The sequence below is a fragment of the Pseudarthrobacter linnaei genome (assembly GCF_055412825.1).
The window spans coordinates 245166-258518 of the sequence record NZ_JBVAYX010000001.1 but is presented as its reverse complement, the minus strand read 5'-3'; the positions used below and the strand labels follow the sequence as shown (position 1 = coordinate 258518).

General features: G+C 62.0%; 15 protein-coding genes and 1 pseudogene. 7 read left to right on the top strand and 9 right to left on the bottom strand.

Annotated elements, in window-relative coordinates:
• Positions 1 to 111: 111 nt before the first annotated feature.
• On the bottom strand, positions 112 to 345 hold the full coding sequence (locus ACZYZ3_RS01185) for a type II toxin-antitoxin system Phd/YefM family antitoxin (protein WP_463962036.1): 234 nt from the start codon (positions 343 to 345) through the stop codon (positions 112 to 114).
• A 492-nt stretch (positions 346 to 837) separates the two neighbouring features.
• Here ACZYZ3_RS01185 and ACZYZ3_RS01180 point away from each other — a divergent pair, with 492 nt between their 5' ends.
• Positions 838 to 2445, top strand: a complete 1608-nt coding sequence (locus ACZYZ3_RS01180) for an AlbA family DNA-binding domain-containing protein (protein WP_463962035.1) — start codon at positions 838 to 840, stop codon at positions 2443 to 2445.
• Between the two features lie 795 nt (positions 2446 to 3240).
• Positions 3241 to 3648: a hypothetical protein gene (locus ACZYZ3_RS01175; protein WP_463962034.1), complete on the top strand. Its 408-nt coding sequence runs from the start codon at positions 3241 to 3243 to the stop codon at positions 3646 to 3648.
• A gap of 83 nt (positions 3649 to 3731) precedes the next feature.
• Here ACZYZ3_RS01175 and ACZYZ3_RS01170 read toward each other — a convergent pair whose 3' ends face one another.
• On the bottom strand, positions 3732 to 4742 hold the full coding sequence (locus ACZYZ3_RS01170) for a competence protein CoiA family protein (RefSeq protein WP_463962033.1): 1011 nt from the start codon (positions 4740 to 4742) through the stop codon (positions 3732 to 3734).
• 138 nt (positions 4743 to 4880) lie between these two features.
• Between ACZYZ3_RS01170 and ACZYZ3_RS01165 the strand changes: the two genes are divergently transcribed.
• The 4 genes from ACZYZ3_RS01165 (at position 4881) to ACZYZ3_RS01150 (ending at position 7702) form a co-directional block, all read left to right on the top strand.
• Complete coding sequence (locus ACZYZ3_RS01165; RefSeq protein WP_463962032.1) at positions 4881 to 5237, top strand: hypothetical protein; 357 nt, start codon at positions 4881 to 4883, stop codon at positions 5235 to 5237.
• Between the two features lie 99 nt (positions 5238 to 5336).
• Positions 5337 to 6254 (top strand): hypothetical protein, encoded by a 918-nt coding sequence (locus tag ACZYZ3_RS01160; protein WP_463962031.1) that lies wholly within the window; start codon positions 5337 to 5339, stop codon positions 6252 to 6254.
• 61 nt (positions 6255 to 6315) lie between these two features.
• Entirely contained in the window at positions 6316 to 6831 is a 516-nt protein-coding gene (locus ACZYZ3_RS01155) for a DUF4113 domain-containing protein (protein ID WP_463962173.1), read from the top strand.
• 61 nt (positions 6832 to 6892) lie between these two features.
• Entirely contained in the window at positions 6893 to 7702 is an 810-nt protein-coding gene (locus tag ACZYZ3_RS01150; RefSeq protein WP_463962030.1) for a hypothetical protein, read from the top strand.
• Positions 7703 to 7752: 50 nt separating this feature from the next.
• Here the strand turns inward: ACZYZ3_RS01150 and ACZYZ3_RS01145 are convergent, their stop codons facing one another.
• Complete coding sequence (locus ACZYZ3_RS01145) at positions 7753 to 8202, bottom strand: hypothetical protein (protein ID WP_463962029.1); 450 nt, start codon at positions 8200 to 8202, stop codon at positions 7753 to 7755.
• 195 nt (positions 8203 to 8397) lie between these two features.
• Here ACZYZ3_RS01145 and ACZYZ3_RS01140 point away from each other — a divergent pair, with 195 nt between their 5' ends.
• On the top strand, positions 8398 to 8811 hold the full coding sequence (locus ACZYZ3_RS01140; protein WP_463962028.1) for a hypothetical protein: 414 nt from the start codon (positions 8398 to 8400) through the stop codon (positions 8809 to 8811).
• A gap of 10 nt (positions 8812 to 8821) precedes the next feature.
• Here the strand turns inward: ACZYZ3_RS01140 and ACZYZ3_RS01135 are convergent, their stop codons facing one another.
• The 6 genes and pseudogenes from ACZYZ3_RS01135 to ACZYZ3_RS01110 all read right to left on the bottom strand — a co-directional run bounded on the left by ACZYZ3_RS01135 (position 8822) and on the right by ACZYZ3_RS01110 (position 13112).
• Positions 8822 to 9082 (bottom strand): glycoside hydrolase family 15 protein, encoded by a 261-nt coding sequence (locus tag ACZYZ3_RS01135; protein WP_463962027.1) that lies wholly within the window; start codon positions 9080 to 9082, stop codon positions 8822 to 8824.
• 8 nt (positions 9083 to 9090) lie between these two features.
• Positions 9091 to 9195: pseudogene (locus ACZYZ3_RS01130) on the bottom strand (Mu transposase domain-containing protein); the annotation flags it as partial.
• Positions 9196 to 9775: 580 nt separating this feature from the next.
• Entirely contained in the window at positions 9776 to 10117 is a 342-nt protein-coding gene (locus tag ACZYZ3_RS01125; RefSeq protein WP_463962026.1) for a hypothetical protein, read from the bottom strand.
• Positions 10118 to 10161: 44 nt separating this feature from the next.
• A complete protein-coding gene (locus ACZYZ3_RS01120) occupies positions 10162 to 11460 on the bottom strand; it encodes a Y-family DNA polymerase (RefSeq protein ID WP_463962025.1) in 1299 nt (432 codons plus the stop codon).
• Positions 11461 to 11507: 47 nt separating this feature from the next.
• Positions 11508 to 11939, bottom strand: a complete 432-nt coding sequence (locus ACZYZ3_RS01115) for a LexA family protein (RefSeq protein WP_463962024.1) — start codon at positions 11937 to 11939, stop codon at positions 11508 to 11510.
• 516 nt (positions 11940 to 12455) lie between these two features.
• On the bottom strand, positions 12456 to 13112 hold the full coding sequence (locus ACZYZ3_RS01110) for a helicase associated domain-containing protein (RefSeq protein WP_463962023.1): 657 nt from the start codon (positions 13110 to 13112) through the stop codon (positions 12456 to 12458).
• Between the last annotated feature and the right edge of the window lie 241 nt (positions 13113 to 13353).

Here is a 13353-nt window from a genome sequence, read left to right as displayed (position 1 = left end):
CCATGACGGGCACCGCGGAGTTCCTCCGGTGTTCAAAGCCGGCACTGCCCGTGCGGGCAGTCCTCCCACCAGACAGTCCAAGCTGAACTGTGTCCGGTCACGGTTCCAAAACTAGTGCTCGACAGTTTCGACGCCGCGGACGGATTCCAGAGCCGACATGAGGCGGTGCGCGTTCGTCGGTGAGTTCAGCAGGTAGCTTGTTTCCACCAACGCGTCGTACTCATCCTTCGACATCAAGACCGCGGATCCACGCTTTGACATGATCTCAACCTCGGTGCGGTCGAGATTGACTCGCTCGATGAGACGGACGAGGTCGCGGCGAGCCTCGCTTATGGTTATGGCCATCACTGCCTCCTGGTTGTACGAGACATGCTAGTACTTGGCCTTGGTGCCGAGGTCCTCCGGAGCGAAAAGGCCCGTAGCTAGCCACAACCGAGAGTCAGGCAATGAAGGTGGCTGGTCACTCCGTTGCTAGTCGGGCGAGGGCGCGCACGCCTGCGGTGAACTGGTCGAATTTCAGTCGATTGTGACCGTTTTGGAGTGCGACAGCACATGCACTGAGTTCTTCGAGCTTGAGCTCCATGAGAACCGAAGGCACGAGCCGAGGTTTGCTGCGGTTGATCCAGGGCCAGCGCTCCAGGGAATCCGGCTCATAAGCGGCGGTCCACTCGATGTAGTCCTGGGCTCGGACTCTGCTTCAAGGGTCACCTCTACGACGGCTTAGCAGTCCTTTGGCGTTGACGGGTGGTTCCGTGGCCGTTGTAGGTCTCAGGACTGCCCAGTCGAGACTGACACGCGCCTCCGCGATTCGGCAGAAATCCTTCCTAGGATGAACTGATGAGCGAAACCGCGGCAGAAACAACAGGCCCAGCCCAAGCTTTCACCTACGACGGCCAAGTTGGGGAAGAGAAGCTTGGGGAGCTTCTTGCACTTGGAGCAGAGCACTCGTACCTGGACTTCAAGAGGGAACTGGACCTCAAAGATCCCGTGAAGAAGCTCGATTTCGTCAAGGACTGTGCCGCCATGATGAATCAGCCGCGGGGCGGGTATCTGGTGATCGGTGCGAATGACGATGGAACGCCGGCCCCAGGAGCTTTGCTCCCGACAAAGGAGATGTTCGATTCCGCCGCACTTACCGAAATTGTCAGAGGTTATGTCGATGCGCCCATCGACATCCGCGCCCAGGTGCACACTCTTTACCTTGCGGGCGAACCTGCTTGCATGGCAGTTATCTATATCGCGCCTCCAGCAGATGGAATACCGGCGGTGATGGCCAAGGAGGGTACCGCACCGAGCTCGAGTGGCGGCAGAATCAAACGCTTTGACCGTGGAGTTGTATTTACTCGTGAGGGAACGTCCAACGCCGTAGTCACACACAAGACGTGGGGTAACGTTCTTGCGAATTTCAGGAATCAGCAACGTACTGAATCTCGCCAGGACGTGGACGCGCTTATCCGACGGACTCTGCAGATGGTTGGTACCTCAACTGCACGGGCAACGGTGATTCCGGACCTGGCTATGAACGCGGCTACGTTCACGGAGGCAGTAGGCACGACCCTTATTGAGGGTAACGTTCGGGCCCTCCGAAAATTTCTGAATGAGGCCAAGAATGTCTATCTCCATGGTGCAGACGACAAGCAAAGTGAAGTAGCGCTCGACCGGATCGCGGCTGTCGCGGCTGAAGCTGTGACCGTGGGCGATCTGTCCGCCGTAAAGCAGGCCATGGACGCACTCTCTGAGCTGTACGAGAGCCACCTCACCACCCCAGGTAGAACAGCAGGAAGAGCAGGGGCGCAAGCTAAGTGGCTGGCCATCATTCTCCGTGTCATGGCCGTAGGTGCCGTCGCCGTTCGAAGCAACCAATATGGAGCCCTACCGAGCATTGTCCTGATGCGAATTGGCGACGGAACTTACTCCTACAGGTCCTGGATTAGGCATGCCTTGACGGAGGCTTCCAGAGAGAACCTGCTGGTACGTTCAGACGAGGCGGCCAATGGCGGAAATATCATTGCCTTATCCGCCGAGCTGCTACGCGACAGTCCTGAACTTCGACCAGACATGCAGAACGTCGCCAGCTTGGATTCGAATGAAGTCTTTATGGACTCCTTGTGTCAGTTCGATTTCCTCTGGTGCTGCTTGTCTCTGGCATCCGTTGAAGAGGCATCATCATCAGAAGCTGCGTACTACCCAAGCTGTGCTGCCTATCACCAGCACAGGGTCATGCCCGCGGTCCAGAAACTGGAAAGTAGATCCGAGATCAGAAGCGAGATATTCTGCGACATCCCAGATGAAAAGATCGCGGACGCAATCCTCGAAGTCCTTGACATGGCAAAACAGCAGTCATGGAACTACGGCGGATGGTGGGGCGGGCGCCGCGAGCTGGATCCCGCCGGCTGGACCATGAAAAATGCAACAATCGAGGGTTTGTCTGAGAACCGTTTCTAGATGCCCGCGGTCATGACTTGCTAGGAGCGCTCTCGCTGCGACACTGTCCAACTATTTGCCGCTTATAGGAAAAAACCAATAACGCCTAATAACTCCGTATAACTGAGGGTTTGAACCCTGTGGAAACCCATGGGAGGAAGCTCAGGCGTGCCGCCTCGGTTCCGGGTGGCGAATCCGCTGCTAACGTCCTCGAATTCCTCGCGGCCCTGGCTGAGCTGTCCATGGCGGCCGGGCCCAGGGTCCTCAGCCGGCTCCGGGGAGTGGCAGTCGGTCCTGCACCCCTTGTGGGTTCGAGGGGAACGGCGGCCGGATACGAAATCTACTTGTCAGGTGTTCCTGTGCCAGGCGGGCCTATCCTGCCGCTGCAGCTTCCGGAAGAAATCTGTTGGCGCGGGGCCGACCCCCAAGGTCCCGAGGCCGGCGAGTCGTGGTCCAAGTACTGACCAGGCTGCTGTCCGCTTGCTCGGCAGAGAGTACGCAGTCAATCCACAACATAATGACAGTTATGGTGTGGCCGCTAAAGCCTAAGGGCAAACGGGGCGGCGCTCGTCTAAGCGACTTCATTTACGCGGGCACGTGTGTGCCATGCTGAGTCCATGAAATTTCACTCGCTCCAGAGCGGGCACGAGCGGAACCTCGCTGCAAGCCTTGCAGGACAGCAGGGGCCACGCTGATCCGCGGACCACGAGGCGCTATGACAGAGCACGGAACAACCTGCTCAAGTCTGCCGGCTACGACGTAGCGCGGGCGCGGGCGTAGAGCCCTTCTGATGATTGTCCCTAAGGAAGCAGGAGCGTGAAGGAGATCTCTATAGCGGGCCGCTGGTGGACTGCAACCATCGCGTGGACCCTGCTGGCACTCGCCTCGATCGTCCTCATCGGCTACGGAATCATGCGGGCCGACTGGCATGTCGGGCTGCCGAATCCGGCCGATCAGGAAGAGACATGGATAGGCAGTCGCTATATCTTCGCCGGCTGCGCGCTGTCACTCGCGGCCGCCGCGTGGTCACGCCTTCGTGGCAACCCGGTCTGGGTGAGCGTCTGCGTTGGCCTGCCAGGAATTCTGGTGGGCTGGGCGGCACTTCAGGACCCCTACGACCTGAAGCGTCACCTGGCCGCAGTCGTGGCGTTCCCGCTGGCCCTGGCCGGGGTCACTGCGGTCCTGCGGGTGCCTAGGCATCGGCATCGAGCGTACCGGCCGTAATCATTGAAACGTCCAACAGCGTGTTGGACGCGAGTTCAAGTCGTTTGAAGCGAAGCAGTCGCACGCTCGTGCTTACAAATTTTCTAGCGTTTGCGGCCCATAATACGTTCGATGGCCTCTGCCTCACGTTGCGCTTCCCGTTCCGGGTCGATACGCGGCGCACTTGCGCTGGCTCCCAGTACCTGGCTGTAACTGGTGCGGCTCCGGTACTGCCTGAGTGCGTCCGTCCGCCGTTCCACCGACGTCGTCGGCTGCCTGGACGTCCGCCGGGCCAGCGCTTCCCGATGGGCCGTGAGTTGTGCCAGCCGGGCCGGTTCCGGCTTGTGCCCAATGAATTCAACAATCCCTGGTGGAGGCACCAGGGACCCTGCGTCCGACAGCCTCCACTCCGACAGCGGGGCGGAGGCGTAGTGGGCGGGAGTCATGAGGTACCGCTCAGCCGTGGGGTGGCGGTAACTGCCCGAGTACATAGCCACGAGGACACCGAGGGATTCGTACTCCATATCCAGGACGACGCTGGTCAGCGGCAAATCGAGAACCAGATCAGGAACGTCCGGAGACCACAGCCACACGTCACGGATGCCTGCCGTCTGATAGCCGCCGTGGCGGCGGTCCCACTCTTTGCTGTCCATTGGCTTGCGCTGGACCTCGAATGCCAGATGTCGCCCGGAGGTTGCCGTCGCCCTGACGTCGCTGCGCAGCCGGACGCCGGGGATCCAGACCTCATCTTCGACGGACCAAGGAAGGATGTGGTGCTGGTCTCTGGCCCAGTCCATGATGAAGCGCTTACCGTGCAGGTGCTCAGCGGTCTCGCCGTGGCGGCGCAGGCCGTCGGGGGCCTCCCCGGCCTGATGGCGGAAGTGCTTGCATCGCGTTTTGGCGTCGACGAGCTGCACCGGGACTTCGCGGCCGTCTTCCTTGCAGTCGATGCAGACGATCTCCTTGGAGCCCTGGTAACCGTAGCGGTCGTAGTAGGAGTTGTTTCCCCTGCCCGTTGCCGCAGCGATGACAACCTGCCCGTCCGCGTTGTTGTAGGCGACGAGGGGATCTGACGGTTCCCACTTGCGCGGAAAGAGCCGACGTATTTCGATCATGCGCACAGTATGAGCCGGGGGGCTGACATTTCTGCTCACTGTGCGGGCGTGTTGAAAGCCCCGCTCCCAGGCGCTGGCATAGAGCTCGTCGCTGCGGGAGCTAGGCTGGACCGTTCCTGGACGAGGGGATAAGGGACTGTGGATTACAACGATTTCGAGCTGGCTGCGTTTTGGGTGCTGTCACTAGCCCCAGGGGTTCTCCTGATGATTGCGGGCATCATCGTTCACCACAAGCTGTCGACAGCGTGGGTGCCTCGATACCTGATCCTCGGCATTCTGGGCTGCTTCATCTACGCGGCGTTTGCGGCTCCCGTGGTCATGAAACTGTTCCCGCCCCCCTACGTCCCGGGCCTGTCAGAAGGTCGGGGACTGGACCTCCGGGGAGTGGGCTTAGTAGTTGGATCGTGGATAGGTGCCCTCGCAGGCGTTGCTTTCGCGCTGCTGACTGTCGCGGGTTCGTGGATCGTGCAGCGGCGCCAGGCCGGTAGCGCGTGAGCTTCCCGGCAGCAGCCTCGGATGAGGATTGCAGGCGGAGCGGTTTGGTCTGCGCCGTCTCGTAGACTGCCTCTGGGCTTGTAGGGCAATGGGGGAGACATGAAGACGAACGACATGGTGTTCAACACCAAACGAATGCCCGAAAAGTGGCGGCGTCACTTCAAGATCTACCGGGCCAAGATCAGCATCTATCTGGATACTGCCGACTTCGGGACCCCGCTCATGGTGGACGCTTCCGAGATGATGGAATTCCTGCCCGCAGGCGTAGACCAGGCGTCCTTCGTCGAGAAGATCGGTCCCGTCAGACCTGGAGCCGAGGCGCTGTGGGTCGAAGCGGAAGTGCCCGAGGGTTTACCGTCCCGTCCGAACGTCCGCCGAATCGGGGCAATGGTTCACCGCAGTAAGACCCGGACCAACTTCATGGAGAAGCCCTTTACGGGGGCGGATCATGAATTCTGGATCGAAGCCTACCTGCGCGATGTCGACGGGCTCTCCACCCGGCTGGAGCAGGATGTCCGGTTCCGGCTCGATGACAGGGGATTCCTGACTGGGCTGGAATTCATGGCGTACAAGAGCATTCTTCGGCCAGGGAACCCGTTCGGGGAGTCCAAAAGCATGGTCACCAGCGGATATGCCGTTGAAGAAGGTCAGTCCCCGCCGGCGGCACCGGCTGTCGAGGCGATCAACAGAGTCTTCTTCGCCCTGGCCCTGATGAACTGCCGCAATGTGAGCCTGCGGGAGCGCAGCTCGGGCCGCTCAGCAGGAGCCGGACTCACAGGCGATGCCTTCCACGAGGTCGTCATCGACGGGAACACCCGAGGGTCCGCCGGCGGCGGGGGAGAGGCAGAAGGGACAGGCAGACGCCACCTGGCGCGCGGTCACTTCAAGACCTTCACAGAAGATGCGCCGCTGCTTGGGAAGCATGTGGGGACGTACTGGTGGGGCTGGCAGGTGCGTGGCCAGGAAGGCTCCGGCGTCATTGAGAAGACCTACACGCTGAGGGCCGGCAGCCGCTGACAGATGGGACGGAGCAGGCTCCCGGGCAGGGCGTGTTTCACGATAATGACACCCAGGTCCACTGGCCTATGCAGGCGCGATTCGTTTAGGGAATTCCTGCTGCGTCCGGTCCGTTGCCCAGCAGGCTGCCATCCGGCTGGCGAAGGACCACCAGCAGACCAAGCTGATGTCCTGCGTCGCCGGCACGCCCCGCTTCAACGAACGGTTCTCCTCGTTCCCGTCTGCGACCGTGAAACTGCCGGCGCCGACGGCAGATCCGGTGGTCCTGACCAAGGCTGCGACCTCAGCCCTGGAGCACTGGATCGTGGACGGTGTGCCGTACGCCAGGGCAGGAGTGATGCTGATGGATCTGTCGCCGGCCGGAGCTGCGCCGCAGCTGCCCATGTTTGCCACCGCTCACGAGGAAAAACACATCGGGTCTCTGCTGGGGGACATCATGGACAGGTTCGGAACCGGCTCTATTGGCCTGGGCCGTGCCGGGATGGTCGAGGCGCCCGACTGGGGCATGAAGCGCGAGGCCCTGTCTCCGCGCTACACCACGGAATGGGACGAGCTGCTGGTCGTCAAGGCGGCCTGAGAGCAGCGGCCCACGGCCATGTTGCCCACAGGCCACCATTCTGAGTTGTAGCGTTCTAGCCATGGTCTATTCGCTGGATACAACCGAATCCGAAGAGGAAGTACAAGCTGGATTATGGCTGATCCGGAATGCTGGTCAACGCGTCGAAGTGCTGTTGGGCGAACCGGGCCTGCGCAATCCTGAAAAAGGCAGCCGGCTTGCTGCTGTGGATGCGCTCACGCCATATCAGCCCATGTCCAACCAGCTGTCCATCTTCGACATGGTTGCCGTCGACAACCTACGCGCAGCGGTGAAGTACATCGAGAAGGCAAACGATGTGCCCATGATCGCCTTATATTCGATGATTCGGTCGGCAGTGGAAGCAACGTCTTATGGCCTCTGGCTGTTGCACGCAGGGAAGGTCAGTAAACAAGCCTTCCTGTCCCTGCGGATCTCCTATGAGAACAATGAAGATCTCGCCAACCTGGGCAAGGTGTTTGCACCTGAACAGGGATCTGGAGACAACGTCCGGAAACGACTCCGCGAGCTTCAACAAGCCATTCCCGCCTACAGGAACCACGATCTTTCAGCGCGCCCAACTACAACCGACGTGATTTCGAATGCTGACAAGGCAGTACCCAAGAGGGATGGCTTCTCAGGGCTCCAGGTGTGGAAATCTTGCAGCGGCCTCGCCCACGCCAACAGCGCGGTAATACCTCACATCCTGGAACGAAAGTTTGCCGGCGACGTGGAAAACGGCAAGATGTTCCGTCTCACCTCTCGGATGACTATGCTGGGCGCCTTCCTGATCGCGGGCGTCGAGAACGTCGAGACGTTGAGGACCTTGCACCAGGACGCGACGGCGGCACCTTCCTGGTTCAATAAAGCCTAAGACGCCCGGCGGGTGCAAGGCGTCGCAAGTCGAAAAGTCCGAGGGGGGTCTCATCTCCACCGGCTCTCCACCTTTTTGGTGATCTCTGGCAGCGGGTAGTCATCCACCTTGCTGCTGCCGTATTTCAGCGGAACCTCGGCCGGACAGTCAGCCGGCACCAGGGACACAGATTGGGAGGCCACGGTGAAATCAGCGCACGAGCGGGCTGAGTATCTGCCGCCGCCCTCCGCTTCTGTCTTCTGGATGTTGCTGCTGAAGGACACAGGAACATGGAGGGCTCCGGCTTCCCAGCGGAATGCTCCGAATCCGCGGCGCGTCATTTCGGGCAGGGTTTGCAGCGAAATCTCGAAGGCTTTGTGGTCGCTTAGTCCTCCACGATGGGCGAGGTCCGCGGCGGCCACTGCCAGTTCGTCGGCGTCGTGCCTGATCTGGCTGTGAACCCGTGACTCCGGGTTGCGGCAGCCGGTGAGCAGCACAACACAGCACAGAAGTATGGCCACGGGCCAGCTTGCACGTCTCATTCATCCCCCAATAGACGGTTCCAGCCTCTCACGCCCTCGGGCGTCCAAAGCTGCTACGTTCACGGCCAAGCACAAGGGGTGTCAATCACGGCTGCCGTATAGCCTATTTGTGAATTTTCGGTGTGTCTCGCGCGACGGACCATCTTTCCCGTGTGGCGCCGTTAGTCTCCTGCCATGGATGAATACTCGGAGGAACTCGTCAACCTCGCCTTCATGGCACTGGACCACGCCATCGGTTCGGTGGTCTCATCGGGTACTGACCTGGTGCCGTTTGTGATCAGGGAGCACGGTGCCCGGCGGAACCTGCAACGGTACCTTGTGGGCGATCAGCTTGAGGCGGGTGTTGCTGCGGCGCGGCAGTCCATCACGGAAGGGCCGCTACCTGACCGCGTGGCGGTCGCCTGGGATGGTTTTATGACCACGCCGGAAGGGCGGCAGGAAGCTGTTTTCGTTGAGTCTTATGAGCAGGGCACGCCTGCCGGATTCATCATGGCCCAGCGCTACCAGCGGGCCGGGTTCCTCAAGAAGAAACGCGAAGCAGTGGGCAATCCCGCCCTCGTGGAGAAGAACACCGCACCCCTCTTCTAGCCGCCGTTCACTACTGGCCGCCCAGCTGCTCGGTAAAGGTACGCCGTTCAGCGTCCCAGGACATGCTGAGGGCCGCCCTATGGATTTGCCGCGCGGCTGCCTCCCATCGCCGCTTCGGGTACGGCAGCCTGTGCCGGCGGGCGATCTGGATGGCCTGGTCCAGGGCAACGTGGCACATGGCTGCCGAGTAGGTGAAGGGGCGGCCATCGCTTCGGACCTCCCAGGGGCCGTTGTCGGGTGTCTTCCAACTGGCGATCGCTGAGAATGTCAATCTGACCTGAGCTGCACGCATTGCCCGCCCCGGGCCACGGTCCGCGGGTGGGTGGCGATCAGGGTCCGGCCGTCGAAGATCCGCACCTGCGTGGCTTGCAGGGAGACTCGGACTTTGCACTGTTGGGAAAAACCTCTGATGGAATCAACGGTGGGGTGGGCTCAACTGAAACTGCGATTCATCAACCGGCTAGCCGCGAAGTGGGCCCAACTCAGACTGCAGAACCGGTCCCCATTCAAACTGCCATAATCACAGCAGGGGCGGGCTGGCCATCTTGGCCGGTGTTGCAGTGGGCGCCGGCGTTTGGTTCCTATTAAGAAACTACTTCCCAGACATTTCTCCCCTCTGGGCTGTTGTGACAGTTTTCAATAGCTCCCCTGCCACTATCTCGGCGTGTGGCGAGGAGGTCCAGTCGGTCGGATGAAGACCAAGATCGCCCGACTGCCTAACGACAGCTACGGCCACCAGCCAAGAACGCCAGCGTTGTCGAATGATGCCCGCCGACGGCACATGCTCGGGGCTGGCGGAAATGTCCTCTCAGTAGTCCGGATAAGAAGACGCGGACGAGCTGCCGCATGACCGGTTCGGGGTCTTCCATGAGCTCAGAGAGCCGCCGGCGGACCAGCTCCAGGGAGGGCAGTGTGAATTCTCTGCTGATTCCTTCCCACGTCTGATCGCTGATGGATTGGCCGTTCACTCTTCTTCGGTTGTTTCGTCGGCGTCGCTGATGCTGTCCAACAGCCAATGCGTGGACAGCGGTTCCCGGCGGAGAGTCGCGGTTCGGAGGGCCGACTGAGCGTCGGGGCGGACCTGTACCCGCCAGTATTCGATGCTGACCAGGTCGCCGCTTCCGACAGCGGCTGTGCGCCGGGTGTCCCACCAGGCGTCGCGTCCGAACCAGTGCTGGGAGTCCGTGGCGGGATCGACAAGCCAGGTTGTCCCGTCGTGCCGGATGGCGAGGGGTTTGCCTGCCGGATCGAGACGGACCTGGAGTTCGCGGGTCGGTAGGGCAGGGGCGTCGGTGATGGTGGTCATGGGGGTGTGTTCTTTCGTGGTGCGGTCGTGCGGGCGAAGTTGGGTTAGGCGGCTTTGACGAGGGGGAGTTCGTCCCAGTGGGTGGTGTAGCGGGGGGAGACCATGTCCCGTTTCATGGTCCAGTCCGGGCCGCCTCGGATCCCGCCATGGCCCAGGCCGATGGAGCCCCGCCCGTACCGGCGGGTGATGTCTTCCAGGAGTGTTCCGACGTGGCGTTCCTCGTGCGGGTTCTCGAACAGGGCCAGGGGTGCCTGGTTGCCGGAGGGCCGCAGGTCGGTGACCATGATCCCGGCCCTGGCATACCGGATTCCCTCGCAGATGCGGGGCAACAGGGCGTGGGCGGCCTTGGTGAGCAGCACCGGATCGGCGGTGGGCATTGGCAGCGGCACGCAGACCGAGGGGTAGGAGGTGTCTTTCGGGTTGAAGTGTGAGGTGCCGGCGAACGCGGTGAGGACTTTGGCTTGGAGTCCGTGTTTGGCCAGCCGTGCCGAGGCCTGCTGGCCGTAGACGCTCATTACCTGCCGGATCCCGGCCGCGGTGGTGATGGGGGTCGCGAAGGAGCGGGAGAAGATGAGCTGGTCCCGGCCGATCCGTTCTTCCTCCATCGGGATGCAGGGGGTGCCCTGCAGTTCCAGGACAGTGCGCATCATGACCACGGAGAAGCGGTCCCGGATCATGACCGGATCGGCCCGGGACAGGTCAAGGATGGAATGGATTCCCAGGGCGTTGAGGCGTTTGGTCAGCCGGGTGGCGACACCCCAGATCTCAATCACGGACAGGCGGCGCATCAGTCCTTCCCTGTCCGCGGCCGGCACGGAATCCCAGTGGCAGACCCCGTCGAAGGCATGATTGTTCTTGGCCCATTTGTTGGCCAGTTTCGCCAACGTCTTCGTGGCAGCGATCCCGACACAGACCGGCACACCGACGTTCCGCCGCACGGCGGTCTTCATGTCCCGGCCCAGGGCCAAGAGCTCCTCCGGGGTGCCTTTGACGCCGAGGAACGCCTCGTCGATGCTGTAGACCTCCAGCCATGCCGAGTACCGGCCCAGCAGCTCCATGACCCGGGCGCTGATGTCCCCGTAGAGCTCGTAGTTACTGGAGAGGGCAACGAGTCCCCATTGTTTGGCGCGCGGGGCGAGTTTGAACCACGGCTCACCCATGGCGATGCCGAGCGCCTTGGCCTCGGGGGAGCGGGTGACGGCGCAGCCGTCGTTGTTCGAGAGGACGATGACAGGCCGGCCCTCCAAGGATGGATCAAACGCCCGCTCGGCCGAGGCATAGAAACAGTTCACATCCACATGCGCGATCTGCGGCATCTGCCGCATGACAGCCGGCTTAGACATGGCGTGCCCCATGCCGGCACAGCCCCCGTTTAACGCAAGAGCGCGCCTTAAACATGGTGCAGGCACCGGGTGGCGACGCCCCAGATGACTAGGTCCGACAACGAGAGCACGCGGATGTCCGGGTAGGCCGGGTTCTCCGCCTGCAGCACCACCCCGGCACCCGTGATCCGCAGCCGTTTGATGGTCAATTCCCCGTCCAGGACCGCGACGACGACGGATCCGTCCACCGGTTCCAGGGCCCGATTGACGATCAGTTCATCGCCGTCGCTGATTCCGGCGCCTTCCATCGATTCCCCGGACACCCGCACGACGTAGGTGCTGGTGATGTCCTTGATCAGGTGCTCGTTCAGGTCGATCCGGCCGTCAAAGTAGTCCTGCGCGGGCGAGGGATAACCGGCCGCGACGGGGACCGGAGAGATCAGAACCGACAACAAGGATGCTCCCGCATTTATCACACGGGGACCTACTATAACGCCCACAACACACCCTTTATTCGAATATATGTTCGATTCATTAACTCTACATCGTGCCCACGACAAAGGAACTATCGAAGGTTTCGACGATCAAAGAGGGGGCTGGTTGTATGCAGATGGGGACCGTTTGAGCTGTGCGGAGAGCTCCACCTGACTCCAGTGGGGCACAGCGCGGCGGGCGTGCTTGCCCCTGCGATGACGCCATCGACTGATGACACCGCCGGTCCCGGAACGCGCCTTTCTCTGGCCGATCAGGTGGGGGAGTCCGCAGCTCCGCGCCGGCCACCTGGCGTGTCCCGGCTTGGTAAGTCACGGTGGCTCCCGGGGGTACGCATCCGGCTTTGCTCACCTTCGTGCAGCCGTGCGCTGTTTCATCGACCTATGAGGAAGCCTCCGCGCGAGTCTAGGACTCAAGCGCGGAGGCTCCCGGTTCTCCAAGCTGGGGGGACTGGAGAACCAATCTCAGGGTACTCGACGGATTGACGTCCCGGCCGCGGGGCCGGTGGGGGGCACGACCTTCGGTCACCGCCGGGGCGGGCGGCCCCGGGTTCTCCCGGCATGCCAACCGGGAACGGCCTCATCCAGAAGTTTGACCCTGGTCGAGGCGAGTTCGCCGCGGCGGCGTTTGTATCTCTGCTGGTGGATCCACACCCCGAGGGTGTGTTCGCGCTCTGTGTCATAGTCGTGGTGGCGTGGCCAGTCGTTGCCTTCCCGGCGGAAATCCACGAGCTCGGCGAGCCGGTGATGCCACCTCGCTTCGTCCGCGGCTGCCTTGTGGTTCCCGGCCCATCCCGGAACCCGCGCGAGTCCGTCACGGTAGGCCGGGTCGAGGGTGCCTTCGGCTGCTTCGCGCCGGCGCTCCGAGAGCCACCGTGCCATCGACCGTTCAGCCCTGTTCTCCGAGTGGCCTCGGGGGAGCCTGCCCTCGGCCGAGATCCAGGCGACGATTTCTTCCATGCGGGCGAGGCTTCTGGGTGAGGGGTAAGGAACAGGTGCAGCGCCGGCGGCGGCCTGGTGTTCGGCCTCAAGTTCAGGATCCCGGCGGCGGGCGATGACTAGGTGGTAGCCGACGACGGCGGGGTGCACGCGCACGAGGTCAGCGATGCGTTTCCGGCTCAGTCCGAGCCGGTACATCAACACCCATTCCGCGTCAGGAGCGCGCCGCAACCGCCTGTCCATAATGGACCCATCCTGCCACGGCAGCCGAAAAAATAACCTTCCTCCGTGGGTCCCGTCTGGATTTAGTGCAGAGACCAACTCCGGACGCGTGGGAAGCGTTTGGTCGAGAGGATGCCCGATGGTTCGCCACTGCCACTGCCACTGCCGCAGCCGAACCGGGGTAGGAGGGCCCATGCCACTTGCATTCGTCTTGACAGACGTTGGCATGATGCCTCACATGGGCTCGCAATCGAGGTTCGCG